The following is a 25,869-nucleotide window of genomic DNA, read 5'->3' on the forward strand; positions in this document are numbered from 1 at the left end:
GCTACAAATGAGTGATAGTTACGTTACACAATGTTTAAGTCATTGCTGTCAACAGAAAATCTATTGCCTTTATTTTGTGATGAAACTAAATTGAAAAAAATAGGAATTTTTTCTCAATAGTTAATTGCGGTGATAAGATATGAAAATACAGTAAAATTTAAAATAATAAGAAAAATACTTAATTTTTTAATAATTTTGATCTCATAATATAGTTGCTGCAATACGGTTGGTCTTAGCTTCAAAAACCGTAAACTGCGTAGCTTGCTTATCTAGTAATGGTATCAAGACAAACCCAACAAATGACCAAACAATGTTGGATTTAGTTCTTCAAGCCAACCTCCGATTTTCCTTAACTCAACCTTGTTGAAATTTTTGCTCCAGTTAGTTTAATCTTCAACACTCCCACACCTTCTGGCGTGGGAGTGTTACGCAGTTAGCTCGTCTAAAATTGAATTTATTCGTCAATCTGCCATGAATCCTTAGTTAATTCTTCATCCAGAATTTTCTTAGGACGCACGATGATAATAATTTGTCCTAATAAAGGAATTTCTGGCTCAGTTTCAAACCATTGAAAATCTAATTCACCACCATTTTCAACGACAAAATAGCTGGAGGCATCCCATTCTCGTTGGGCACGATCTATCACAACTACGACTGGCCCTGTTTGGCTTTGGGTTTGGATGGGGAAGCGATCGCTATTCGCTAAAATCACTACTGGATCTTCTGCCGCCAATAGCACTTGCCAACCTGGTAAGGGAACCCAAGCTTGCTCTCCAGAAAACTTAACCAGGCGAAATGGTTCAATTTCTGTCAGTATGGGCACAGCTTGCAAGTCTTGCCGTGATAATGGCAACTCGCCTACTACAGGCAAGATTCGGGGTAACTGTTCTTCAAATTCCAGGCGGTAAAACGGTAAAATTGGCGCTGGACGCTGGGGAACGGTAGTAAAATCAGTTAGTAACTGTTCGATTTTTTGCCTTGCACCTGGCGTGTGAGCAAAACGCAAACCTTTGGCAATTAGGCGCGATCGCTGTTGCAAATCTGCATTTTGGCGTGCCAGTTTCCAAACTTGGTGAGCAACCGCATCCCCAGGATGGGCAGAAAATCCTTCTGGTAAAGTGCGGTAATAAGAGAACTCTTTCAGGGCTTTTGCTATATCTCGTGCCTCATCAGCATCAACATTGTGGACGAAGATTAGTTCGGCGGCGGCGGCGCGTTCTTCTTGAGTAAGTAAACGTAGCTCGTATAAAACATCGCTGCCACGTGTAGTATAGTGCGATCGCGTTTCTGCCGATACTCCAAACTTTTCCAAAGAATTGTAAACTTGAGAACCAACAACCACCTGATTTTGTTGAATCGGCTCAAATCCAGTCGCCTCAAAAATTTCTTGGGGGTTGAAACCGGTTTTTAGCAACGAGGCGATCGCGGCTCCCCATTCCACCCAGTTGCCTTGTTTTTGCCTCAGTTTTCGGAATAACTCTTGTGCTACATCATTGTTAGCATTATCTTCGGGATTCTGAGTGTTGGGTGGTAAATCAGTCATAATCGGAGTGCGAGCTTCAACTTGAGAGGTTAATTAATACCTCATGAGCAAGTCTTATTTTAATCTATACCCAGACCTACACCTCATCCACGATCAAAACTGCCATAGTTTCGCTAATTTAGTTGGTTTTTCTAGCGCAACATTTTTAATTCAGATATTTGGGCAAATAAATTTTCTCTGTAGCGCTCACTATTAGCATTCTCAAATATGCAAAATAACTCAGTATAAACCCTTGGCGCTCTTCGGCTATTCTCAACTAAACTTGGTATGGAATATAACAAGAGAGTGAATATTTAAAGGAAAATCTTATGGATAAACCCAATCTCGAAATTGATAAAGTCCAATCTCAAGTTATGACTCTCGAACGACCAAAAAAGCTGAAAATACTGGTAGTTGACGATGAGCCAGATAATCTAGATTTACTTTATCGCACATTTCGACGCGACTTTAATGTTCTGAAAGCTGATAGTGGGGTGAACGCTCTACAAGTTTTGGCAACAGAAGGGGAGGTAGCGGTGATTATCTCCGATCAACGGATGCCAGAAATGAAAGGAACTGAATTTCTCAGCAAAACTGTACCTCAGTTTCCCGATACAGTAAGAATAATTCTCACTGGATTTACTGATATAGAAGACTTGGTAGAAGCAATTAATGCTGGGCAAGTCTACAAATATATCACCAAGCCTTGGGACCCAGGGGAACTAAAGGCAGTGGTACAAAGAGCAGCCGAAACCTATGACTTGCTCAAGCAACGTACAGAAGAATTACGCCGTGCTCATGCTCAAATGGCGCTGCTGAGTGTTTTGGTACAGGTAACTCAAGCTGCTTCTAGCTTAGAAGAAACTCTCGCTCCCATTGCTAGAGCTGTGAGTGAAACTTTTGGAGCAGACGGCTGTATTTTACAACTTACAGATGGAAATACTCTGGTTGCAACTCAAGGAACTTACAGCGACACAGGTACAATAGAAAATTGGCTATCTCAAGATCCACTAACCAGGGAAGCGATCGCCACGGGACAAATGCAAGTTTCCTTAAATGTACTTAAAGACACTAAATTAGTTGATGCGATTCACTACCAAAATACGGGTGTGCAAGCACATTTAGTGATCCCAATTAGCTACCGCAATCAACTTTTGGGTGTATTGTCGCTCCAGTGGAAACAACCTTGCACTTTGCGAGAAGATGAATTAGTGCTAATTAATTTATCAGCACAACTGGTGGCGATCGCTCTGACTAGTAGTCACTCTCATTAAGGTATTGTGTAGTTGTCATTAGTCATTTGTCCTTTATCTTTGGCAAATGACGAATGACTGATGATCAATGACTTATTGACCAATGACTAACGAAATTCAGTCCATTTTTAACCGTATTGCTCCAGTTTATGACCAATTAAACGATTGGTTGAGTCTGGGACAGCATCGAATCTGGAAAGAAATGGCAGTAAAATGGAGTGCAGCTAAACCAGGAGATACTGCATTAGATTTGTGTTGCGGTAGTGGTGATTTAGCTTTACGTTTGGCACGGCGTATCGGAGCAATAGGACAGGTGTATGGAGTAGATTTTTCCCCAAACCTGCTAGAAAACGCTAGAGAACGCTCCCAAAAGCAGTACCCGCAACCTGCTATCAACTGGGTAGAAGCTGATGTCCTCAATTTACCCTTTGACGACAACCAATTTGATGCCGCAACAATGGGCTATGGTTTAAGAAATGTTAAAGATATTCCCCGCAGTCTCCAAGAGCTATACCGGGTTTTGAAACCGGGAGCTAAAGCCGCAATTTTAGACTTTCATCGACCGAGTAATCCTCAGCTACGCGCTTTTCAGCAGTTGTATCTGGACAGTTTTGTAGTGCCAGTTGCCAGTTATTTAGGCTTAAAAGAAGAATATGCTTACATCAGTCCCAGCTTAGATCGTTTTCCCATCGGTAAAGAGCAAATAGAGTTAGCTCATCAAGTTGGTTTTGCAGTTGCCACACACTACCCCATTGCGAACGGTATGATGGGAGTGCTAGTGCTTAGTAAGTTAGGAGTTATTAGTTAAAAGTTATGAATTATGAGTAGTGATAAATTCTCATTTAAAATTTATCATTCCTAACTCTTAACTCTTGTACAGACGCGATTAATCGCGTCTCTAATGTTAACTCTTAACTCCTAACACTAAGCTCTAACCTCCTAACTTTTTAAATTCTTCCCTTGGACTGGTCTCATCTTTGGCTTTATGTGTCTCCCCCGGTACTGGGTGGAATTATTGGCTATTTCACAAATGATATAGCCATCAAAATGTTGTTCCGTCCTTACCGAGCAATTTACATTGCTGGACGAAGAGTACCCTTCACCCCTGGATTGATTCCCCGCAACCAGGAACGTTTGGCTTTGAATATTTCTAACACAATCATGGGGTCACTTTTGACACCGGAAGAATTGCAAAATCTGGCGCGGCGTTTGTTGCAAACAGAACGCGTGCAATCAGCAATTCTTTGGTTGTTGCAGTTAGCAATTGAACAAATTAAAACAGATAAAAACGAGAAAAGTGCCAAAATTGTAGCGGGTATTTTGCGGGATTTACTAGGGGAATCTTTGCCACGGTTGCTTAAGGTTTTAGCGCGGCGTGAAGATTTTTTAGAAGCGCAGATAAATCAAATTTTTGACCAGATATTGCTGGAATTTCAACTGAGTGAAGAACAAGCTACAAGGCTTGCTGATTGGTTGTTGCAAGTAGTTTTACCGCCGGATCTTTTACGCCAAACAATAGTTGATTTTTTGACAGACCGCACGATTCAAATTATCGATGAAGGCTTCCGCGAAAAAACCAGCGGGACTTATTGGGTAGTAGCAAATTTGTTTGGCTTACGTAATACTCTTACACGCTTACGGACTTTTTGTTTGGATGAAAAAGAGGCTGCTAATAGTCGCTTGCAGGAATTGACTCAAGATTTGCAGATTCGCGATCGCATTCGGAAATTACTGCAAAATTTATCATTACAAAACTTGCCAATGGGGACGGTTCGCCAACTCCGAAAAACCACCCGTGAAAGTGTCCGTCATTACTTACAAAATAGTGGCAGCGATTTTTTACAAGGATTAACTGATTCTGTTGATTGGGAAAATATTGCTGTAGTACTACTGAATCGTGTTAGTACTTCACCAGTTGTCAGTACTTCTTTAGAAGTCATGAGTCAAGAATTGGCTCTAATTTTAGAGAAGTATTTGGAAAAAGATTTAGAAGCAATTGTTGCGCAAGCAATTCCGATTTTGTCAATAGATCAAGTGATAGTTGACCGGGTGAAATCAACTTCACCTGCTGATTTAGAAGCTGCTATTGAAGGAATTGTGAAAAATGAATTGCAAGCGATTGTGACTTTAGGTGGTGTTTTAGGTTTTGTTATTGGGTTATTGCAAACAGTGTTTTTAGTATTAAGTCAATATTAATTTTCTGCAAATTTGTATTAAATTAGAGTTGCAAGTTCTGCCGATTTTGAAATGAGTGAAATTGAGCGATCGCTTAACTCAAAATCTGTGCTAAATCCAAGACAAACCCTGGTAATACATCCTCTCCTGATAAGCTAGTAGGCGATGTCTCCGACGGGCTACGCCTACGCAGAATCTCAACTTCCTGTCCTGGACGGTAAATTTCCACCTGTTGATTCTGGGGGTCAATCAGCCAGCCTAAACGCACACCGTTGTCAATATACTCCTGCATTTTTTGTTGCACAGTCTTTAAGCTGTCTGAAGCAGAGCGTAATTCTACCGCAAAATCTGGAGCGAGTGGTAGGAATTTGTCGGGGTCTGGATTCAGAGCTTCTAATCGCTTGCGACTCACCCAGGATGCATCTGGAGAGCGATTTGCACCATTGGGGAGTTTAAAACCTGTAGAAGAATCAAAAGCCAAACCTGTGCCATCAGCGTCAGCCCAATTACCTAAACGCTGTGTAAGTCTACTATTTCGATTTCCGCTTTCCCATCCAGTTGGTGGCATGATAATTAATTCTCCCTCTGCGGTGCGCTCAAGTCGCAAATCTCGATTATTCTGACACAGTTGGAAGAACTGCTCATCTGTTAGTTCAATGGTGGGGCTGAGGTTCAGAATTAGGGCAGTCACGTCGCTTCGCTCCGAATTCAAAATTCAAAATTCAAAATTCAAAATTAATGATCCCCATAAATAAATTTGGGGGGGTTGTATCATGAGTCGTTTTCGGTCATAGTTGTCTCTCAAGCTTGCTAATTGTAGCGTAGCACTAGTAAGAATTTAGCTTGCTATTCAAAGGCTCAATATATGCTTGTAGAGTATCTTTAACTTTAGAAGGTTGACGAACTGGAGCGATCGCAGAATAATCTGGTTTTACTGTCCAGTCATAATGACGAAGTAGTGTGGAAAGCACGATTTTCATTTCCATCTGGGCAAATTCCATGCCTAAACAACTATGCGAACCATAACCAAAACCCATTAGTGCTAAAGGATGTTTCTTATCTTCTTCACGAGGTGGTGCAAAGCGATCGGGGTCGAAGCTATCGGGATCGGTATACAGTTCTGGTAAACGGTGAGTCAGCATGGGTGAGATAGTCACAAACCAACCAGCAGGGATGCGATAGCCTCCATACTCAATATCTTTGAGGACACCACGATTATAGGCATACACTGGCGGATAGAGCCGTTCAACTTCTTTTAGGACATTTGTTAACTGCGGAAGTTGTTTGAGATGGGACAGGTTAAGGGAATTATTTCCCACAACTGCTAATTGTTCTTGGCGCAGTCGTTCTCGCCATTCTGGGTGATTACCTAATTCAAAGATTACCCAAGTCAGCAATGAGGCTGTTGTCTCGTGTCCAGCAAATAGTAATAATAGTGCCTCATTGATTATCTGTGCTTCGCTCAATTTATTGCCGTCTTCATCAACAGCGGCTAGCAGTAATCCCAAAACATCTTTTGATTCTTCTAAATTACCTTGCTCGATACGTTGGGCGATTACTTCACGCAAGAAAGCCACTAACTTACCCCTAGCGTTTTGACCGCGACCATATAAGGTAAAAGGGACATTCCATTTCAATATTGCCATACTGCTATCTATCAGTTGTGTAAACCACTGACTGGTTTGCTCAACTTCGCTCTTGTTCTGACTTCCCAAAAACAGGCGAGTCGCAACTATCAGAGTAAGCTGGCGGAAACTAGAATTTAAGGAAATCGTTCCTCGCTCTCCCCAATCTTTGAGGAAGTCTTGCACAATATTTTGAATGGTGTCGAAGTATGTAGCGATCGCTTTTCCGTGAAATGCTGGATACATCAAGCGACGAGTTAGGCGATGTTCTTCCCCATCTTGTAATAAAATATTGTTGCCAAATGTTGATTCTAAGAAATACCAACCGATCCGCGACGACATATTTTCAGCTTGTTCTACCAGCACCAGCCGATTAGCATCAGGGCCAATTAAATAAGCACGTTTGTATCCCATGACCCTCGTCTTAAAAACTGAACCATGCTGCTGGAATCGTCGCCATAGATACAACTCTAAATCCCGAAATATTTCTAAAGTCTCCCCCAAGATGGGCAAGCCATAACTACCAGGCATTTCCTCGGCTGATTTTAGCTGCCGCATATTTGAGTACCTCCAGCAGGAATTAGCTACAGTTTAATTGTAAAGGGCAGTTAGGCTTTGCAAATCAAAATTACCAATTGTGGTAGAGTTTTTCTGCGTAGAACATAATCTCTTCATTTGGCAATCTAATTTTTGCTTTTTGTCGAGGATACAAACTTTCTACAGCACTTGTATCTTGCTCAATAACAGTGGCTGCTGCTTGTAAAACTGAGTTTTTAAACAGAAATTTCATCAAAGGATTGACAACTTTGGCATACATCAAAATAAAATTTTTAGTGATTTTGTCTGTTTCTGGGTAGAGAATATGAACTTGAGTAATATCACCAATCGGCGTTTTAGCAAAAAAAGCTGTAGTTGAAGGAAATGCGTATTCTAGTGTGTTAGAAAGTGTTTTAGGAAAGATTCCCAAAATAGGATTTTTGATAATTTCTCCTAGCGTGTTATTGGCTCTCTTCAGTTCTTGTTTTACTGTGGCATAGTATCCTTTTTCTTCAAAAGAACTTACATTACAATATGTAACTTTAAATAATTCTTTATGAGTACCATTTTGGTGATTATAGTCATAGTTAACCATCAGGTTAGTCAAAAACTCACCCTGAATACTTTTAACCCCAGTTACTCCAATGAACTCGTATTCATCGACAATTTTTTGATGCAAATCTGGAATAGGTAATCTTGGCTCAAATCCACCATAAGTCCAGATGCAATCATTGCTAATAATTAGCTCTAATTCTTTTGTAATTGGCTGACTGTCCTTTTTCTCTCCTTGCTGTAGCCTACCTTGCCCATCAAATTCTAGTGCATGAAAAGGACAAGCAATAGTATCTCTATCTTGGCAAACCCAGCCATTTGATAAGGGTGCTTGCATATGCGGACAGATGTTATCAAGGGCAAACACTTCGCCTTTTTGGTTTTGCCAAATAACATAATCCTGTCCATTTAATGTGATTTTATTTGGTTTATTCACTCCCAATATAGATTTGTGCGCGATTAACCAAGGCGCACCAGGTAAAATTGGTTCCATTTTTCCTCCAAAATCTTGATAATTTTTTGAAAAGTTGCTAGATGCGTTAGCAAAAGGTAACGCAATCTTGAAACTTCAAAGTTGTAGACAAGCTGGTGTCGCCTGTTCTACATCACTCTTTTTAATGTAAATTGGGATAACTAAAGTCTTGTCTGCAATAGACGAGTTAATACTACCGGGCATTTGCTCGGCTAACTTCGGCTACTGCATGGACAAGTTATATAATTAACTAATCATTTAGTTAGTTAATATTAACTTAATAAATTTCATCTTCTATGTCAACTACTAACCAAGTTTTTAGTTAATATATTTTCGTTATGCTGATGGAGCAATGTGAGTCGTTCAACGCAGTCAAAATTCTCATCTAAAAAGCCGCGTCAGGTGCGCGATGCAGAAGCGACGAAAAAGCAGATTCTCGATGCGGCGGAAGCGGAGTTTGCCAGAAATGGACTTCAAGGAGCGCGGACAGGGGCGATCGCTAGAGGTGCAGGTGTCACCACAGCGATGATTTACTACTACTTCCAGAGCAAGGAAGGGCTATATAAAGCAGTTCTGCAACGTCCGGCGGTAGAAATGCACGAAGGGTTTGAGCAGCTAAATTTGGATCAGTTACCACCAGAGGAAGCCTTGAAACTGCTTGTCAAAGAAGCGATCGCTTATGAAGCTGCTCACCCGCATAGAGGAATGCTTTGGTTCCAAGAAGCAAACCAAAATCAGGGGAAGTATTTTAAAGAGGGGAATTGGCAAGAAAATTTTAGCTATCTCATCAAGATTTTAGAGCGGGGGATGGCGGAAGGTTGTTTCCGTCAACTCGATCCATTTTTCACCACCCTGCATATTATTGGGGTTTGTAATATGTACTTCAACGCTTACGAAAATATTAAGCATACTAGACCCGATTTGCAACTGCTAAGTCCAGAAATGATTGAGCAGCATACTCAAGCAGCAGTTAATTTTATCTTGGCTGGTGTGCGACGTAGTGAGGATTAGGGATTGAATATTGGGTACTCAATCTATTGAGAAACCCAAGCGCTTAGGTTCTGTCTGATAAAATTAAGATATTAAATGCCAACAATCTTAAGAAAAGGCGGTTTTGAGGTTCGTATCTACCTTAACGATCATATTCCTGCTCATGTCCATGTTTTAAAAGGGGGCGGAGAGGCAAAAATNCAAGGAGATGAAAACCTAGCTCCAGAGTGGGCTTGGGTATCCCCAGGAATGAGTGATAAAGATGCGGTGAAAGCTTTACAGTTAGTTGCTGATCACCAATTGGAACTACTAAAAAAGTGGCGAGAATATCATGGTTAAAAAGATTGCGGCTACAGAAGAATTAAAAGAAAAGCTAGCCAATGCGAGAGCAAACTCTGATGCGATCGCCACATCTGAACCACGGGCTACTCGTGCTTTTTATGACGCTTATTTAGGAATGATTATAGTTTTCTTGTCTAACAAATGTATGTTTGGGTTCCCTTCCGAGGTAGGAGAAGGACTGGCGGATGCTTCAATCAAGGACTTAGCAGAAGTAGAGGTAACACCTTCTGGTGAAGGATTACACTGGAAAACCCTAGATGTAGATTTGAGTATTCCTGCTTTGATGAACGGAATATTTGGAACTAAAAAATGGATGGCTGAACTTGCTAGAAAAGGTGGAAGCTCAACTTCTGCTGCAAAATCTGAGGCATCTCGACTAAATGGTACAAAGGGCGATCGCCCCGCAAAAGAAATTGTACTGTCTACTGATGAAGCTTGATGTATTAACTCACTTCAGTGACCATAAAGTAGCCAGGATTAAAGAAGCCTTGGGATTATCGGAAAATCCAACGGCAAAATTGAAACTTGTTAACAAGTAAAAAGCAAAAATTAAGAAACGCTTGTGGTGTCAAAATTACAATTTTGATACCACAAGCGTTTCTTTGAGATAATCATAGGTTGTAATACTGAATTCATTACGAATAATTTTATTAAAAACCGTGATTCTTCTGAGGTGTTTCTAACCAAAGGAGACTTGAATTAACGTGTATACTACTTTCTCAGTTCAAAGATGTATTCAGGGTAAAATCAATGTTCTGGTTTTTAGTTCCAATTTTAGTTCCACTTATTGGAGGTATTGTAAGTTGGCTATTTTCCGTTTGGGATGAATTATCAGATGAAATCAAGGAAGAAATTATTGATGCTATCATCTCAAGCTTTGTAGAAGTTTTCAAAAAATACTATAGATACTACAAAGAATAGTAAAACTCATAAAAATATTTGAGAGGATAAATGAGTAACTTTAAGGATTTCTATAAAAATCCAAAACAACTATCCGACACTGCCGCTACGCAAGAATCTTCAACAACCCAAGAACTTTCAACAATCGTAGCTGGTAACGTTCAACAAGTTTTATCATCTGCAATTGGATTGTCGTATGGACTTGCCAATACACAAAAAGCAACGGAATTTAGTAAAGGTGTTGCCAATTATGCTACAAGCGATGAGGTTATATCTTCTCTGAGCGAACAAATAGGTAAGCCACAGGAAAATGAAACAGAACAAGAGTTTGTAGAGCGATCAAGCCATATACTTAGAGAGATTTTAAAGAAAAAATTTAACGTTTAAATTATTTACTTTCGCGCAGCACCATTAGCCTTCAACTTAGGATAAGCAATCCGTTTGTGATGAAATTGTTGCCAAACATCCACAAATATCTGAGCAATTTGTGACATCTCTTCCCGTTTTAGTCCTGAATCAACGAGTTGATTGTCTTGCCATTTGGCACGTAGAATATTATTCAGCATTGCTAAAGCTTGTTCAGTGGAGACATCTTTAACCGATCGCTTCTCTCCCACAGATTTAGCCGATGCTTGCAGCGATCGCAGCGCCGCTTCGCAAGAATCTGCTAACATGACAATTCCGGTTTCCCGTGATTGGGGAATTGGCCCATCGTAACGAAAGTCTGCGTCATCTACAGTTAAACTTGGATCTGACTGAGCCATTTGCTGGGCTTGGTGATGGAAATAGGCAATCAGCATCGTTCCCTGATGCTCTGGAATAAAAGCTTGAATCGCCGTAGGTAAAAGGTGTTTACGCGCCATTACTAACCCTTCAGTTACGTGCTTTTTGATAATTTCTGCACTCTTCCAAGGATCTTTAATCTCAGTATCATGTTTATTCGGCCCCCCCATTTGATTTTCAATAAAGCCAAGAGGGTCGTGCATTTTGCCAATATCGTGATATAGTGTCCCAGCCCTGACTAGTTCAACATTGCATCCTAATTCTTTGGCAGCAGCTTCAGCAAGAGTAGCCACAAGCAACGTATGTTGAAAAGTTCCCGGAGTTTCAGTCGCAAGTCGTTTTAATAAAGGGCGGTTAGGGTTCGCCAGTTCTGCTAAACGGATTGGGGTAACTAAATCAAAAACTTTTTCTAGATAAGGACTTAAACCCAAGGCGACAATACTCCACCCTAAGCCGGATAAGGCAAATAATCCCGCTTCTTGGAAAACAATATACCAGGTTGAACCAAATACTTGACCAATTAAGATTTTAACAAGCAGGTAAATACCACCCTGAGTTAAGGCGATCGCAACACCTAATAAAGCCAACTCTTCACGCGATCGCAATCGTTGGGCAATGTAACTACCTAATATTCCTCCCCCAACACCAGCTAAAAGCGCAGCCTTGCTCATATCCAAGCTAATGCCTAATATCGGCCACAGCAGGCCGACAACTGTCAACCCCAAAGTGGGGCCGTAAAAGCTTCCCAACAATAAACCAAGGGCGCTCCAGGTGGTATAGGGCAATCCGATGACGATTACTGCTGGCACACTCAGAGTTAGCAACAACACCAACAGGCGATCGCGTTGTCGCAATTCGTAATCAATATGGCGTTCTACCCAAACAAAAATGCCAATAGCGATCGCAATCACACCTCCTAACTTCACCAACTCCTGCCACTTTACCTCCCGGCGAATCAGGCGATAATGCTCCAGCACCTCAAAGTTCCATGCAGTAATCTGCGCTCCTTTTTTGACAATTACCTCACCTTGCCGTACTTTCACCATCACGGGTGGCACACCAGCCGCCGCCTTTTGAGCATTTTGTCTGGTTTGTTCTTCATCTTTTTGCAGATTCGGCTTGAGTACAGCTAACAACAGATTTTTTGCCAAAGTTTCAGCGGATTCTGGTACAAAGGTCTGTAATTGTAAACTCACCGCATCTTGCAAGATATTTTTTGGCAGTCCTTGTGGGATGCCTTGGGTGAGAATCCGCTCTATACTTTCATGGATTCCCATTTGGGTTTTTTCCCATTCCACATCTGATAAATCCAAAAGTAGAGATTCTTCATATACTGCTTCGGGGCTAACAGTCTCTAACTTTAAAAGTTTGGCAGTGGCTTGGATATATCTTTGACGTGTTTGGGAAATTTCGGCAATCACTAAGGACAAGCTTTTCTCAGAAGTTGTGAGGCGGTAAGATTCTAGTTCTGCTACAGCTTGAGTAAAATCAGTGTTTTGAGAAAAATCTACTGGTTGTGTCTTTTCTAGATTCTGGGAATCAGATTTGGATATGATGCGCGGCTGGCGTTTCTGATTGGGTGCAGCTGGGGTGGTTTGTCCGATTCCCTTCTGCTGCTGATTTTTACTATTTTCTACAGCCGATAGCAGTGCTTGCCATTCCGACTCAGAACAAGAGCGGAGGTAACGTTGGGTAGAGATGGATAAAACTACAGGATCGAAAAAAGGAAAAGCTCCAGCGACAGCGCGAATTTCGTTGCCATCATCTAGAAGTTGTTGCAAATTTTCGTTGATTTTTTCGTTGATTCGCGCATCAAGCATCAACACCTGTAAGGAGTTTGTACTGACGGCTTTGCGCTCGGCTTCGGTTTTTTTCTGATCTTCGATGCTAGCTGTGTAAGGTGCTGTAATCGTTTGGGGTGCGGGATGTCCTACTTGAAGTTGAGTCTGATTGTATAATTTATGCCCAATAATACCTGTGAGGGACACTACAGCGATCGCTAAAATCACTGAGTAACGCTGTTTATATGCCCAATCTAAACCAACTGCATAAATGCTACTCTTAGTTTTAACCGATTTTGCCTTTAACCTTAGCGCTCTTTCTTGTTTTCGGCGTTCGCTTTTCTCATTGGTTTTTGATAAAAACAGGAATACATTCTTGAGCATAGTCCTTAGAAGTTCCCTTCTATGGGTTTTACCTTTGGGACTTCTCATTAATTTTCCCTTTCGGCGTAGTGTTTTGTACTGTCGCCGCCAGTGAGTCAATTGCTGGTTCAAGAACTGCAAAAATTTATGCATTTTCATTATCTCTACCTGCAATTGCCGACTTTGATAGTTCAAAAAAAGACAATCATCAGGAAAGTTCGATCTGCGGCTGCAAGTCGGTGGCGGGGCTTTTTTATTGCTGATTTGCCACAATACCTAGCTACAGAATCAGTCCAAGGGTTTACTGAAAAATTCTAGTATATGAGACTAATACAACTGTGGCGGAAGTTTGCCTACCTTTAACCCCTTATTTGGTTAATTTAAGATTAACGCGACCGAATAACGCGAGGAGCTGCGTAAACTGAAAGCAAAGCCACCTCACATCCCTCCTCTGTTAACTCTTTTGGGTTTAAGGTAAGATTATACACTCCTGACCACACTCCCACAAATGCATCGGTCAATTCTAACATTTGGGAAAAGCTAGTTAGTCCCCATACTGGAGAATTGCTCCGCAAGAGCAAGACTTGCCAATTTACAGGAATTCCACCTGTACCGTTATATGCTCCCGATAAAGCACCAGTAATTGCACCTGTAGCCTGTGAGCTTAGAAGCGTAGCATCTTGCACTTGAGGATTGTCATTGTGAGTAGCCTGTAAAACTGTCAGGCGAAAGTCTTCTAAGGTACTCAAAAAGCAGTAAAATGCCATAGCAATAGTGTTACTGAGCTTTTCTTCTTTAGCAAACTCAGCTTGCACCGTTGATAATCCAACCCCTTGCTTTAATAAATTCTGGACTCTTAATAATTTTTTTGGTATTGATGTCGGTGTTTCTCCGATAAAAGAAATTGTTTGTGGGATAAGAGTTAGAGGGTCGAGTTTTTCATTTAGGGCAAGAGCGATCGCATATCCTACTGCTAGTGTTCCATCCCTGACTACTGGATCATCCTCCCAGATTTTTAGTACACGCAGCAAGTTTTGTCGGAGCTTAATTGGATTTTCGTGAAAAAAGAGTGTTACTGGTAATGTGGCAATAATTATTCTTATTGAGATGTCATCAGTTGCGGCTGAATGAGCAGATTCTTCTTGCTGACGCTCTATCCAATCATCTAAATCTAACCTACCTAACGCAATCAAACTCTGGATACCCAGAACCGCCATTCTGCCTAAATCTAGGTAATTCTCAAAGTGTACTTTACCACTAGGAGCTAAACTTCCCCCCAGTAATGCTCCGAGCAAAGTTCCTTTAAACCGACTTATAGGAGAGTAACGCATAAATTATGTAGTTAAAAGTAAGGAGTTAATGAAATATTACTAATTCCTGACTTTACTACCAACTACCAATTCCTAACTTCTAACTCCTAACTCTTAAATGATCTATCAAAGCTTGTAAGCCCAATAAGTAACTTTGAACGCCAAAACCACTTATTTGGCCAATCGCAACTGGGGCGATATAAGAATGATGGCGAAATTCTTCCCGGCGATAAATATTACTCAGATGTACTTCCACCGTGGGCAAATTAACAGCAGCGATCGCATCTCGCAATGCCACACTTGTGTGGGTGTACGCTCCTGCATTAATCAGAATTCCCTGATGTTGCCCTAACGCGCCATGAATAGTATCTACCAAAATTCCTTCATTATTTGACTGCAAAGGAAAAACTTTCGCCTGTAATTTGAATGCTTCTTCTTCTAACAGGCGGTTAATTTCGGCTAGTGTCAACGAACCATAAATTCCTGGTTCTCGCTGTCCTAGTAAATTTAAGTTTGGCCCATGCAGTGCCAGAATACTTAAGGGTTGCAACGTCGGGTTTACCACTGTGGGGTTAGTGGCGACGGCGCGAGCGATCATTTACAGGAATCGGAATCAGTTCCGGTTCCGGTTCAGCCTCTGGCCCTAATAGGCTTTCAATTAGCCTACGAGCTAATTCCTTAAGCTTTTCCAGCACCTTTTCTATATAGTCCATGAACTGACCGCTCCTGAGATACTACCTCAATTTTTGATTAACAGGTACGCAGAAAAAAACATACTTTCGCACCTCTGGCTTCCAATCGGGCTGATACACAATCCCGCATTTGGGACATAAGCCACTTCTAAAATTTAGCGTTGTGTTTTCCCTTACTTTTTAGAGTATCACACTTGAACCTACTGAACTGTATCCTATCAAGGATGGATATCAAGGGTCAAGAGTTAAAAATTGGACTTTAGATAGACTATTGAGTAGGAATTTTAGATTTTAGATTTTGGATTAAGAGAATTTTAGGCTTTATGCCTCGCCCGTTATGAGCGAAATAAATCTAAAAGACACTCCTCCGTCGCTAACGCTACGCTAGCGTAAATCTAAAATCCAAAATTGTTTGACTTACCACTAGCCTTCTGTACCCTTTTTCTTTGCAGCGGTCGTTGAGGATTTAGCTGTTGACTTAGATTTGGAAGTCGTTGATTTACTTGTTTTGCGAGTCGATTTTCCGGTCGATGCCTTAGCTGCTAACAAGTTCAACGCCTCAGCTAGGGTTATATCTTCTACCGTTTGACCTTCTGGGATACTGACATTAGTTTTGCCATGCTTGATGTAAGGGCCATAGGGACCATCGTAGATGTTAATTGTTTCCCCGTCCTCTGGATGCGTACCCAATTCGCGTAAGGCTGCCTTGGACTTGCTGTTGGTGGAACTGCGTCCCTTTTTGGGTTCAGATAGCAATTCCAATGCACGTTCTAGGCTAATTGCCAATACATTATCAGCAGCTTTCAGGGAGCGGTAGTCTTTTCCCTCCTTACCCTGGTCATGAACCACATAAGGACCAAAGCGTCCCAAACTTGCTTGGATTTTGCCGCCAGTAACTGGATGAACTCCCAATGTTCGGGGTAGTGCCAACAGACCAACAGCCATTTCCAGGGTAACGGTTTCTGGGGTGACACCTTTGAGTAGGGAGGCTTGTTTCGGCTTGGGGTTTTCATCGGTTTTGTCACCCAATTGCACATAAGGCCCATAAGCGCCAATTTTTACATAAATTGGTTCGCCAGTTTCGGGATGGCGGCCTACCTGGTCAGGGCCGGTGATTTTTTGCCGCAGCAATACTTCTACCTGCTTGGGGTCGAGGTCAGCTGGCGTTAGGTCTTTGGGAATTGAAGCGGTGATAACTCCTTCACCATTTTCGACTTCAATATAAGGACCATATTTACCAATGCGGACTTTGGCATCTAGATTCTCAAGTTCTACAGTTCTAGCTTTGGTGGCATCAATTTGACTTTCCCGTTCTTTTACCAGGGTTTCTAGCCCTTTATCTCCCAGATAGAATTGCTGTAAGTAGGGCAGCCATTTCGCTTCACCTAGGGCAATGTCATCGAGGGTTTGCTCCATCTTCGAGGTGAAGCTGGGGTCAACAATGTCTGGGAAATGTTTTTCCAGCAAGTCGGTGACGGCGAAAGCAGTAAAGGTGGGAATGAGAGCGTTAGTCACCAAATGGGCATAACCCTTGTCGATGATTGTGCCAATGATGCTGGCGTAGGTACTGGGACGACCGATACCTTCGCTTTCTAATGTTTTCACCAAAGAAGCTTCGGTGTACCTAGCTGGCGGTTGGGTTTCGTGCCCAACTGCTTCTAGCTCTGTACAATTTGGATGATCGCCCACTTTCAGATTCGGCAAAATTACTTCCTGGTCTTCCAGTGCTGCCTCTGGGTCGTCTGAACCTTCAACGTAGGCACGTAAGTATCCTGGAAATTCAATCCGTTTGCCAGAAGAACGGAATCCAGCATCCTCGACTTGCAATTGCACGGTAATTTGAGTTTGCCGGGAATCAGCCATTTGACAGGCAACAGTCCGCTTCCAAATCAGATCGTAAAGGGCAAGTTCTCGACCGCCCAAACCAGTTTCTTGAGGGGTGCGGAAGCTGCTACCCGCTGGACGAATTGCTTCGTGCGCCTCTTGTGCGCCTTTGGATTTGGTGGTGTATTGCCGGGGTTGGGGACTAAGGTATTGTTGACCGTAAAGCTTTTCTACACAACTGCGAGCAGCTGCGATCGCTTGATCTGACAAATGTACCGAATCTGTCCGCATATAGGTAATATACCCCTGCTCGTACAAATTCTGGGCAACCCGCATTGTGTCACGGGCTGAAAGGCGTAGTTTCCGGTTAGATTCTTGTTGCAACGTCGAGGTGGTGAACGGTGGCGACGGTTTGCGCGTCACAGGGCGTTCTTCGATGTCGTTAACATTCCAGGTTTTCCCGGTTAGGCGTTCTTTGAGGGCTACCGCTTGTTCTTCATTGAGCAACAAGACATTGCGACCTGCGGTAATTTGTCCGGTCGTGGCGTCAAAATCGCTGCCGTTAGCGATTTTGGTTCCTCCCAGTGTCACCAACTGGGCAGCAAAGGGGTTNTTTTCCTTTGACAAACTAGCTTTCAAATCCCAGTATGTACCCTCATGGAAAGCGCGGCGTTGGCGTTCCCTAGTGACTAAAAGCCGCACGGCTACAGATTGCACTCGCCCAGCAGATAATCCCCAGGCGATTTTTTTCCATAGTAGAGGAGACAGAGTATAGCCGACAAGCCGATCTAAAATCCGCCGCGTTTCTTGGGCGCGAACCAACTGCTCATCAATATTGCGGCAGTTTTTCAGAGCTTTTTTAATCGCCTCTTGGGTAATTTCGTGAAACACCATCCGCTTAGTCGGAACTTTCGGCTTCAGCAATTGGTATAAATGCCAGCTAATGCTTTCACCTTCCCGGTCTTCGTCCGTTGCCAGAATCAGTTCATCTACATCTTTGAGGGCATCTTTGAGCTGGGTGACGATTTTCTTTTTGTCTTTCGGGACAACATATACCGGTTCAAAGTCGGCGTCCACATTTACCCCTAGCTGCGCCCATGATTCCCCTTTGACGGCAGCAGGAATTTCACTAGCCGACTGGGGTAGGTCACGTACATGACCCATAGACGCCTCCACCCGATAGCCTGCTGGCAGGTAGTTGCGAATGGTACGAGCTTTGGTTGGAGATTCGACGATGACGAGAGTTGACATGGAAATTTCAATAAAAAGAAGAGCTAGTAAGCTAAACAGTCAAGTTGAGGTAATTTTTGCAAATTGTCAAGATAAATGGTCACGCTTAGGCAGTGATTTAATCCTCACANNNACTGCCTGCTTGGGAGAAAATCCGCTGAACTTAATGCCCAGTCTGTCCCAGAGGATAAATGAGGATACGCTGGGTCTGAATTTCCAGCTATTTCAATCTTTAACTTATCTAACGCATAATTGGCGACTACAGTTTTCAAAATATTCTTTAATTGGGGAATGGAGAGTGGAGAGTGGGAAGCAGAGAAGAAGTAAGTTGCAGTCAGTTTTTCCCTCTGCCCCTCTGCCTCTTGTGCCCAATCAATAGACTTCTTGGCATTTGTCGGGGTAAAGGGGAAGGTGGGGTCTCCTCCGGGGATAAGGGGCGGGGGAAAAGGGTAAAGAAACTCAAAATCCTTTCCCTTTAAGCTTTACCCTTTTCCCTAAGAGTGCAAAAATACATTGTTGCAAGAGACTCCATGAGCTGCGCTCATAAGGAACAATGAAAATGTATTTTCCTCCTGCCTCCTGCCTTATTTTCAGGGCAGGTCTAATACACAATGCCCCACTCTAATAAAGCTTGTGCCAAAATTAAATCAAACTTGAGAGCAAAAGCGAAGTGGGGTTTGTACCCATGTCAGGAAAGCAAAACCATGCAACCAATTCGTCAAGGTGATGTTATCTTACTACCTGTGCAGCAGCTTGAAGAACAAAAAATACTTCATTTAACTTTGCTANNNGGGGAAATTACGGGAGATAAACATCGAATTACTNNNAAAAAAGTGGAATTAAATGAAAAATATGGCACATTTTATTTACGTTTTATTTCAGGGTCAGTATTGCTAGCTTATGAGGAGCATAAAGCTATTTTTATTCCCAAAGGTAACTAGTACTTTCGTTTTAGAGACATCAAACAGTAACCCCAACATCTCAAAAATTGGCTTTTGTCTGAGATATACTAAATACAGACATATTCCTTCTTTTTATGACATCTGTGGTTTCCATTCACAGATATTAGCAATGATACGAATTCTATTTTTTTCGATTTCAACTTGTTTCTCCTTATGTCTTTCTTCTGCTAAACTTACTAATGCTAAAAAGTGTTCGTAATTTATTCCTATTAGTCGTTTTGCTTCCTGTGGATGTGCCTCTATTCTCACTAAAGGGCTTGTCATGTTAGATGTTAATGTCGTGCGATCGCTAAATTTCAAGGTAATGACAATCCATTCATGCTAGATGTCACATTAGCAGAAAGGGCATACTATAAATTCTTAAATGCAGTAAATTGAGAGTTAATTATTCATTTTTGAGTAGTACAGTGAAGACACTACCATTTGGATAATTATCTTCGATGGTAATTGTACCAGAATGTGCCTCGATCGCCATTTTGCAGAAAGCCAATCCTAAACCAATTTGCGAAATTTCTGGTATCGGAGTTCCAATTTCATACTTCTCAAAAATGATTTGTCGTAACTCCAGACTTACTCCTGAACCAGAATCAGCGACTTGCACTTTTACACCACCTGCTGCTAAATACTCTCCCCGTAGGGTAACTTGAGACTTGGACGGGGAGAACTTAATGGCATTGGAGAGCAAATTATCCAGCACTCGACGAAAGATAACTGCATCTACTGCAAAAATGCCACCAGGTTCGGGTAGTTCACGTATCAGGGTGAGGTTCTTTTGATTAGCGATCGCCTCAATATCTGCCAATGCTGACATACAAAGCGCACAAAGGTCTACTTCTGTGTAGTTGAGAACCATTTTCCCAGATTCCAGCTTTGCCATGATCAGCAAGCTATCGATCAACGATTGCAGTTGTTGTCCAGCAACTAAAATTTGATCGACTTTGCCTTGCTGTTGTTCAGGTGACAAACCTGACAACCGCAAAATCTCTGCGCCTAAAACAATACTGGTAAGTGGATTTCGCAGATCGTGCACAATCATGTTTACCATGTCTTCTCGCAGTTTGAGCAATACTTGCATACTGTCGTACTGCTGCTTAATCCTTAACATGGAATGAACTCTGGCTCGTAATTCCACACCATTAACGGGTTTACTAATGAAATCATCTGCACCCGTCGCCAGACATCGAGCCAAATCTTCTTTATCGGTTAATGCTGTCACCATAATAATCGGCACTGCTTGCCATTGTGGATCGGCTTTGATGCGTCGGCAGACTTCCATCCCATCAAGATCGGGCATCATCACATCTAATAAAATCAGATCGGGCTGAAAACTATCGAGGCGGTTTAGAGCTTGTTGACCACTAGGAGCGTAGTATAGCTGGTAGTTTTCACCATCCAGCAAAGTTTCAATAACATCAAAGTTATCGGGTTCATCATCGATCGCTAAAATAGAGGGTTGACTATCCATCGAGAATTTCCACTACCTTCCTAAAAGTTGTTGAATTGTGGTTACAAGCTGTTTAAGTTTTATGGGTTTGGTCAAATATTCATTAGCCCCAGCTGCTAAACAAGTTTCGCGATCGCCAGGCATAGCTAATGCCGTTAGTGCAATTATGGGAATATGCACAAATTGGCGATCGTTACGGATGCAGCGGATTGCTTCTAACCCATCCATTCCCGGCATTTGAATGTCCATCACAATTAAGTCAGGGCGTTGAACTCTGACAAGATCGATAGCTTGTTGTCCATTGTTTGCCAAAATCAGATGATACCCTCGACTTTCAAGATAGGCGGACATCGTATCAATATTTGGTTGATTATCTTCTGCCAGCAAAATCAAAGGATCGTCCAGAAAGACTTCTGGCACTACAATTAAATTTGGCGAGTTAGAACGGGCAGGATGTTGTAGTTTCTCTATAGTTACTTGAAGTTGAGCGCGGGTAATGGGTTTGACCAGATATTCAAATGCTCCCTGAGCCAGTCCTTTGCTATGCTCATCCACAACTGAAATGATGATCGTTGGAATATCTTTAGTTTTTGGGTTGATCTTGAGTTGATTTAGTACCTCCCAACCCGATAGGTTTGGTAGTTGCAGATCGAGAATGATTAGAGCAGGTTGAACTCGCAAAACTTCTTCTACGGCTCCTTCACCTTGAGAATAGATGATGGGTTGCATTCCCATCTCGCTCAAGTAACGAGTAATCTGATCGGCCGCCGCCACAGAATCTTCGATAATCAAAACTTGAGCATTTTCAACAAGTAAGGGATAGCTGGGTAATGAAGTAGTTACCTGCGTTCTTAGAAGATTGTCGCTGCGATGGTAGGGAATGCGGACGGTAAAACAACTTCCCTTTCCAACTTCACTGTTAACTAAGACGGTTCCTCCATGTAGGTTAATAATTTTTTGTACCAGTGCCAAACCTAGACCTAGTGCCACTGTATTGGCGGTTAAGGCTGCTGTCAAGTTGGATAAAAGGCTGAAACAGCTTGCCAATTTCTTCAGGGGCGATACCGATGCCTAGGTGTCAGTGATATGAAAGCAAAGATTTGGGGAAGACGAGGCAGAATCTACTTCCCCCCCTCCCCCTGCCCCCCTGCCCCCCTGCTCCCCTGCCCCCCTGCCTCTCTGCCCCCCTGCTCCCTCCAGCCGGACTTCTAGCGTTACACATCCCCGTTCTGGCGTAAACTTGACAGCGTTACTTAGCAGGTTGATGAGTACCTGACGCAAGCGGCGATCGTCTACTTGGATGCTGCCAATATTGTCATAAATATGAGTACTAAGACGAATACTTTTTTTCAAAGCCATCTGTTTGACAAAAGCAAGGCTGGTATCACACAGGCTCTTAACAGAAACATCACTTAGTTGCAGTTCCAGTTTGCCAGATTCGATTTTAGATAAGTCTAGAATGTCGTTGATTAGTTCTAGTAAATGTCTGCCACTGCGCTCAATAGTGGCGATCGCTTTTGCTTGTCTTTCATTAATGGAGCCGAATACACTTTCTTGTAAGCCCTCTGACATACCCAAAATCGCATTAAGAGGTGTTCGCAGTTCATGGCTCATGTTTGCGAGAAATTCATCTTTGAGGCGAGTGGCGCGGGCAAGTTCCATATTGGCGTTAGCAAGCTGCTCGTTAGTCTGTCGCAGTTGTGCTTCAGTTTGCTTGCGTTCGCTGATATCAGTGATCCGTACTAGATTCATGGTACGTCCGGCGATAGTAATCGGTTTCGCTGCGATGTTTCCCCAAAAAATCCTACCCTGAAGAGTAATATATTCAATCTCTCGGCTCCATAAACCTTTTGACTGCATATCTCTGATGATCGCATCCGTTTCGCTGGCAGTGAATGGACGCTGCTGGAGTACCTGCCCATTGATACCGATCAATTCAGCTTTGTCAACCGCTTCAAACAGTTCTACCGCCCGCCGATTACAATCCAGGGTGAGCAGGGTTTGCGGATCGACCAAAAATATCGCATCGGCAGATTCGTTAAAAATTGCTTCTCGCAAATCCCGATTGTGGATGAGTTCCTGTTCGGCTTGTTTGCGTTCGCTGATATCATAATTAACCCCAATTAACCGTATAGGCTCACCCTGCTGGGCACGCTTGAGAATACCATAGCCTTTCAGATAACGAATTTCTCCACTCGGCTGGACAATGCGGAACTCGACATTATATTCTTGCTTTCCTTGCAGAACTTGCTCTATGGTTCCTAGCATATAAAGGCGATCGTCTGGATGCAGACAGTTTAACCAAGCATCAAAAGAACCGTTAAAATCAGTGCTGCTCAATCCATACAGTTCGTACATGCGATCGTCCCAAATCTGCATTGCCTGGACGAAATCATATTCCCAAATACCAAATCCTCCAGAGCCGATTGCTATAGTTAGCCGTTCGGAGAGTTGATGCAGTTGCTCTTCTGCTTGTTTGCGTTTGCTAATATCTGTCAGTGTGCCAATGTAGCCGATAATGGTATCGTTAGTGTTGATTTCGGGTAACACTTGGACATAAAACCAGTTGATGCTGCCATCTGGGCGTAGATGCCTACCCTCACTCTGATAAAATTCCTTTGGATTTACATATCCTTGCTCAAATTTTAGAGACCATTCCCTCCCCAAACGCTCTCCGTCTTCTGGGTACAAAGCCTGTATCCACCCCACCCCCAATGCTGCCTGTGTTGGTCTGCCAGTCATCTCACTCCAGCGATCGTTGACATAGATGCATTTACCAACGGCATCTAGCCGGAAAATAGCTACAGGAGCAGCTTCTGCCAGATGTGCATAACGGAGTTCGCTATCTCGAAGGGCTGTTTCTATTTGTTTTTGCTGAGTAATATCTTTGGCAATACTCAAAAATCCGATATTCTGTCCTTCTAGATCCTGAAGGATTTTCACCGACAGAAATACGGGGAAACGAAAGCCATCTTTACGAATGTAAGTCCATTCGTTTTCATAAGTGCTTCCGTCTTGAGTGACGATAGTAAAAAAATCCTTTCCGGGTGTAATTTCCCTACCCAATTCTAACGAGAGTTCTGCTGCCCTTTGTTTGAGTTCTTCTGGGTCGTGAAATGTAGTTGGATTTATTTGCTGAATAACCTCATCTGCTGTGTAGCCTAACATTTTCTGAGCAGCTGCATTGAAAATTTGGATGCCATTTGAGTTATTAAAAATAATGGCATAGTCAGTACCATCTAAAATAGCTTGTTGCAAATTAGCGAGCGCTAATAATTGAGCTTCTACTTGTTTGCGTTGTGTAATGTCAACATGGCAACCAATCATCCGCAAGGGATTGCCGTCTCGATCCCAGGCAATAACACGACCGGAACAAATGACCCAAACGATAGAACCATCCTTATGTCGGTATCTCACCTCATTGTAAAAGGGGATTTGTCCACGACTTTGGACGTGTTGCTCAAAAAGTTCCAAAACACCTGGTAAATCCTCTGGAAAAATCAAGCGTTGCCAGCTCTCAGGTGTATTTGCCAACTCATGATCTTCATAGCCAAACATCTGCTTAAAGGTTAAGCTCAAGTACTCCTGATTGCCGGGAATATCCCAGTCCCAGTAACCTGCTAGAACTACTTCGAGTATCTGTTCTAAAAGACGTAATTCAATTCGCAGCATTTGGGTGCGTCGCCGCTCCGCCTCTGAGAGCTTGCGTTCTGTGATATCCATTAGCACGCCTAGCATTTGCAGCAATTGTCCGGTTGCGTCGTAAACTCCCCGTCCTTTTGCCGATACCCAATGAATGCTGCCATCTTGCCAGACAACTCGATATTCCACAGCATAATCGGTTTGTGTGGCGATCGCCTGCCTCAATTCCTGCTCAACCCATTCTCGATCCTCTGGATATAACTGATTAAGCCACTTTTCATAAGTCCAGTTCACATCACTCAGATCGGAACTAAAACAGCGAATTGCGTTCTCACTAGCAAATATTTGATTGGTGATTGGGTTCAATTCCCAATAGCCAATACCAGCAAAATTCAGGGTAAGCTTAAGTTTATCTTCACTGGCTTTGAGCGCTGCTTCTGTCCGTTGGCGTTCTGCCAGTTCTGCCTGTAGTTGCTCATAAGAACTTCCCTGTTGAATGGCAATTGCTATTTGCACCGCTAGTTGATCCAACAAATCTAGTTCTACTGATTGCCAGTGGCGAGATGCACTACATTGGTGAGCAATTAATAATCCCCATAATTGCTCTTTGACTAAAATAGGTACTACCAAATTGGCTTTGACTTCAAATTGTTCTAAAAGTTGCAAATGACAATTAGTTAAGCCAGCTTGATAAATATCGTCGATTGCTCGTTTTTTCCCTTGGCAATAATCACTTCTGGCTCCCTGTTGAAAGCAGGTGTTCAAAATCTGCTGTCCCAAAGCCACTGTCCAACCTGGAAGCACTGACTCTGCCGCAATTGTACCGCTCATATCCGGCTGAAATTGATAGACAACTACTCGGTCTGCTTTCAAAAACTGCCGTACTTCTGTTGCTATGGTACGCAGAATCTCTTCTAGTTTAAGAGACTGACGAATCCGTAAGGCGATCGCAGCAATCAGTTGTTGTTGTTCCCGACTTTGTTTTAACTGTCGAGTCAAATCCATCCGTTCAATGGCATGATGAATTGCACCTTGAAGAACTTCAGCCGTAAGTTTCTTTTTAACCAGATAATCTTGCACACCACTTGTCATCGCACGGACAGCAGTAATTTCATCCCCTTGTCCTGTCAGCATAATTACAGCAGTTTGAGTATTGCTATGGGATTCTCGAAACTGCTGAATAAGCTTCAGCCCATCGCCATCGAGTAACAAAAAATTCAGCAAAATGATATCTGGTATCTCCTGTTGACACCATTTCAGTGCTGGCGTTGGTGTCTCAAACTCCAAAGTGCGGTAGGTATACAGGCTGTCTTGCTCCAAAAAGCGACGATATGCTTCTCGATCTTCAGCGCAATCATCAATCAGCAAGATCGTGAGGCAAGAAGGATGACTCATAAGTTATAAATACAAACGCGATCGCGTTTCAAAAAAATTATACCTCGATACCATCGTGTCAATAGCCTGATTTGA

General features: G+C 42.5%; 22 protein-coding genes. 9 read left to right on the forward strand and 13 right to left on the reverse strand.

The window, feature by feature from the left end:
• Positions 1 to 454 precede the first annotated feature (454 nt).
• Entirely contained in the window at positions 455 to 1,543 is a 1,089-nt protein-coding gene (locus QUD05_RS07695) for a RuBisCO accumulation factor 1 (protein ID WP_289795549.1), read from the reverse strand.
• A gap of 308 nt (positions 1,544 to 1,851) precedes the next feature.
• On the opposite strand from QUD05_RS07695, the gene QUD05_RS07700 reads away from it, so the two are divergent.
• The 3 genes from QUD05_RS07700 to QUD05_RS07710 all read left to right on the forward strand — a co-directional run bounded on the left by QUD05_RS07700 (position 1,852) and on the right by QUD05_RS07710 (position 4,971).
• Complete coding sequence (locus QUD05_RS07700) at positions 1,852 to 2,796, forward strand: response regulator (RefSeq protein WP_289795550.1); 945 nt, start codon at positions 1,852 to 1,854, stop codon at positions 2,794 to 2,796.
• A gap of 82 nt (positions 2,797 to 2,878) precedes the next feature.
• The gene (ubiE, locus tag QUD05_RS07705) at positions 2,879 to 3,583 is read left to right on the forward strand and encodes a bifunctional demethylmenaquinone methyltransferase/2-methoxy-6-polyprenyl-1,4-benzoquinol methylase UbiE (protein WP_289795551.1); all 705 of its coding nucleotides are present in this window, start codon (positions 2,879 to 2,881) and stop codon (positions 3,581 to 3,583) included.
• A 152-nt stretch (positions 3,584 to 3,735) separates the two neighbouring features.
• Positions 3,736 to 4,971, forward strand: a complete 1,236-nt coding sequence (locus tag QUD05_RS07710; protein WP_289795552.1) for a DUF445 domain-containing protein — start codon at positions 3,736 to 3,738, stop codon at positions 4,969 to 4,971.
• 73 nt (positions 4,972 to 5,044) lie between these two features.
• Here QUD05_RS07710 and QUD05_RS07715 read toward each other — a convergent pair whose 3' ends face one another.
• The 3 genes from QUD05_RS07715 to QUD05_RS07725 form a co-directional block, all read right to left on the reverse strand.
• On the reverse strand, positions 5,045 to 5,641 hold the full coding sequence (locus QUD05_RS07715; RefSeq protein ID WP_289795553.1) for a Uma2 family endonuclease: 597 nt from the start codon (positions 5,639 to 5,641) through the stop codon (positions 5,045 to 5,047).
• 136 nt (positions 5,642 to 5,777) lie between these two features.
• Entirely contained in the window at positions 5,778 to 7,133 is a 1,356-nt protein-coding gene (locus tag QUD05_RS07720) for a cytochrome P450 (protein ID WP_289795554.1), read from the reverse strand.
• Positions 7,134 to 7,203: 70 nt separating this feature from the next.
• Positions 7,204 to 8,157: a Rieske 2Fe-2S domain-containing protein gene (locus QUD05_RS07725; RefSeq protein WP_289795555.1), complete on the reverse strand. Its 954-nt coding sequence runs from the start codon at positions 8,155 to 8,157 to the stop codon at positions 7,204 to 7,206.
• A 333-nt stretch (positions 8,158 to 8,490) separates the two neighbouring features.
• On the opposite strand from QUD05_RS07725, the gene QUD05_RS07730 reads away from it, so the two are divergent.
• The 5 genes from QUD05_RS07730 (at position 8,491) to QUD05_RS07750 (ending at position 10,755) form a co-directional block, all read left to right on the forward strand.
• Positions 8,491 to 9,147, forward strand: a complete 657-nt coding sequence (locus tag QUD05_RS07730; protein WP_289795556.1) for a TetR/AcrR family transcriptional regulator — start codon at positions 8,491 to 8,493, stop codon at positions 9,145 to 9,147.
• A 75-nt stretch (positions 9,148 to 9,222) separates the two neighbouring features.
• Entirely contained in the window at positions 9,223 to 9,465 is a 243-nt protein-coding gene (locus tag QUD05_RS07735; RefSeq protein WP_289795557.1) for a DUF4160 domain-containing protein, read from the forward strand.
• On the forward strand, positions 9,458 to 9,907 hold the full coding sequence (locus tag QUD05_RS07740) for a DUF2442 domain-containing protein (RefSeq protein WP_289795558.1): 450 nt from the start codon (positions 9,458 to 9,460) through the stop codon (positions 9,905 to 9,907). Before QUD05_RS07735 ends, QUD05_RS07740 begins: the two co-directional genes overlap by 8 nt.
• Positions 9,908 to 10,218: 311 nt before the next feature.
• Positions 10,219 to 10,389: a hypothetical protein gene (locus tag QUD05_RS07745; protein ID WP_289795559.1), complete on the forward strand. Its 171-nt coding sequence runs from the start codon at positions 10,219 to 10,221 to the stop codon at positions 10,387 to 10,389.
• Positions 10,390 to 10,419: 30 nt separating this feature from the next.
• Complete coding sequence (locus QUD05_RS07750) at positions 10,420 to 10,755, forward strand: hypothetical protein (protein WP_289795560.1); 336 nt, start codon at positions 10,420 to 10,422, stop codon at positions 10,753 to 10,755.
• 5 nt (positions 10,756 to 10,760) lie between these two features.
• Here QUD05_RS07750 and QUD05_RS07755 read toward each other — a convergent pair whose 3' ends face one another.
• From QUD05_RS07755 to topA, 5 genes are all read right to left on the reverse strand, one after another.
• Complete coding sequence (locus tag QUD05_RS07755; RefSeq protein ID WP_289795561.1) at positions 10,761 to 13,454, reverse strand: HD family phosphohydrolase; 2,694 nt, start codon at positions 13,452 to 13,454, stop codon at positions 10,761 to 10,763.
• A gap of 227 nt (positions 13,455 to 13,681) precedes the next feature.
• A complete protein-coding gene (locus tag QUD05_RS07760; RefSeq protein WP_289795562.1) occupies positions 13,682 to 14,626 on the reverse strand; it encodes an ADP-ribosylglycohydrolase family protein in 945 nt (314 codons plus the stop codon).
• 79 nt (positions 14,627 to 14,705) lie between these two features.
• Positions 14,706 to 15,203 carry a type II 3-dehydroquinate dehydratase gene (gene aroQ, locus QUD05_RS07765; protein ID WP_289795563.1) on the reverse strand — a complete coding sequence of 166 codons (498 nt, stop codon included), beginning with the start codon at positions 15,201 to 15,203 and terminating at the stop codon, positions 14,706 to 14,708.
• Positions 15,178 to 15,318 (reverse strand): hypothetical protein, encoded by a 141-nt coding sequence (locus QUD05_RS07770; protein WP_012410890.1) that lies wholly within the window; start codon positions 15,316 to 15,318, stop codon positions 15,178 to 15,180. Before QUD05_RS07770 ends, aroQ begins: the two co-directional genes overlap by 26 nt.
• A gap of 402 nt (positions 15,319 to 15,720) precedes the next feature.
• Positions 15,721 to 18,372: a type I DNA topoisomerase gene (gene topA / locus QUD05_RS07775; RefSeq protein ID WP_289795564.1), complete on the reverse strand. Its 2,652-nt coding sequence runs from the start codon at positions 18,370 to 18,372 to the stop codon at positions 15,721 to 15,723.
• 683 nt (positions 18,373 to 19,055) lie between these two features.
• Here topA and QUD05_RS34315 point away from each other — a divergent pair.
• Entirely contained in the window at positions 19,056 to 19,292 is a 237-nt protein-coding gene (locus tag QUD05_RS34315) for a DUF8820 family protein (protein ID WP_502911384.1), read from the forward strand.
• Between the two features lie 93 nt (positions 19,293 to 19,385).
• Here the strand turns inward: QUD05_RS34315 and QUD05_RS07780 are convergent, their stop codons facing one another.
• The 4 genes from QUD05_RS07780 to QUD05_RS07795 all read right to left on the reverse strand — a co-directional run bounded on the left by QUD05_RS07780 (position 19,386) and on the right by QUD05_RS07795 (position 25,794).
• Positions 19,386 to 19,577 carry a hypothetical protein gene (locus QUD05_RS07780; protein WP_289795565.1) on the reverse strand — a complete coding sequence of 64 codons (192 nt, stop codon included), beginning with the start codon at positions 19,575 to 19,577 and terminating at the stop codon, positions 19,386 to 19,388.
• Between the two features lie 121 nt (positions 19,578 to 19,698).
• Entirely contained in the window at positions 19,699 to 20,778 is a 1,080-nt protein-coding gene (locus QUD05_RS07785; RefSeq protein WP_289795566.1) for a hybrid sensor histidine kinase/response regulator, read from the reverse strand.
• Positions 20,779 to 20,790: 12 nt separating this feature from the next.
• Positions 20,791 to 21,804, reverse strand: coding sequence for a response regulator (locus tag QUD05_RS07790; protein ID WP_289795567.1), 1,014 nt, complete (start codon positions 21,802 to 21,804; stop codon positions 20,791 to 20,793).
• A 24-nt stretch (positions 21,805 to 21,828) separates the two neighbouring features.
• Positions 21,829 to 25,794 carry a PAS domain S-box protein gene (locus tag QUD05_RS07795; protein WP_289795568.1) on the reverse strand — a complete coding sequence of 1,322 codons (3,966 nt, stop codon included), beginning with the start codon at positions 25,792 to 25,794 and terminating at the stop codon, positions 21,829 to 21,831.
• Positions 25,795 to 25,869 lie beyond the last annotated feature (75 nt).

The sequence above is a fragment of the Nostoc sp. GT001 genome (genome assembly GCF_030382115.1).
Taxonomy (GTDB): Bacteria; Cyanobacteriota; Cyanobacteriia; order Cyanobacteriales; family Nostocaceae; genus Nostoc.

Coding starts and splice junctions, on each gene's coding strand:
- QUD05_RS07695 (WP_289795549.1), bottom strand. CDS start 1,543: ATGACTGATTTACCACCCAACACTCAGAATCCCGAAGATAATGCTAAC.
- QUD05_RS07700 (WP_289795550.1), top strand. CDS start 1,852: ATGGATAAACCCAATCTCGAAATTGATAAAGTCCAATCTCAAGTTATG.
- ubiE (WP_289795551.1), top strand. CDS start 2,879: ATGACTAACGAAATTCAGTCCATTTTTAACCGTATTGCTCCAGTTTAT.
- QUD05_RS07720 (WP_289795554.1), bottom strand. CDS start 7,133: ATGCGGCAGCTAAAATCAGCCGAGGAAATGCCTGGTAGTTATGGCTTG.
- QUD05_RS07725 (WP_289795555.1), bottom strand. CDS start 8,157: ATGGAACCAATTTTACCTGGTGCGCCTTGGTTAATCGCGCACAAATCT.
- QUD05_RS07740 (WP_289795558.1), top strand. CDS start 9,458: ATGGTTAAAAAGATTGCGGCTACAGAAGAATTAAAAGAAAAGCTAGCC.
- QUD05_RS07745 (WP_289795559.1), top strand. CDS start 10,219: ATGTTCTGGTTTTTAGTTCCAATTTTAGTTCCACTTATTGGAGGTATT.
- QUD05_RS07750 (WP_289795560.1), top strand. CDS start 10,420: ATGAGTAACTTTAAGGATTTCTATAAAAATCCAAAACAACTATCCGAC.
- QUD05_RS07755 (WP_289795561.1), bottom strand. CDS start 13,454: ATGAAAATGCATAAATTTTTGCAGTTCTTGAACCAGCAATTGACTCAC.
- QUD05_RS07760 (WP_289795562.1), bottom strand. CDS start 14,626: ATGCGTTACTCTCCTATAAGTCGGTTTAAAGGAACTTTGCTCGGAGCA.
- aroQ (WP_289795563.1), bottom strand. CDS start 15,203: ATGATCGCTCGCGCCGTCGCCACTAACCCCACAGTGGTAAACCCGACG.
- QUD05_RS07770 (WP_012410890.1), bottom strand. CDS start 15,318: ATGGACTATATAGAAAAGGTGCTGGAAAAGCTTAAGGAATTAGCTCGT.
- QUD05_RS07780 (WP_289795565.1), bottom strand. CDS start 19,577: ATGACAAGCCCTTTAGTGAGAATAGAGGCACATCCACAGGAAGCAAAA.
- QUD05_RS07785 (WP_289795566.1), bottom strand. CDS start 20,778: ATGGATAGTCAACCCTCTATTTTAGCGATCGATGATGAACCCGATAAC.
- QUD05_RS07795 (WP_289795568.1), bottom strand. CDS start 25,794: ATGAGTCATCCTTCTTGCCTCACGATCTTGCTGATTGATGATTGCGCT.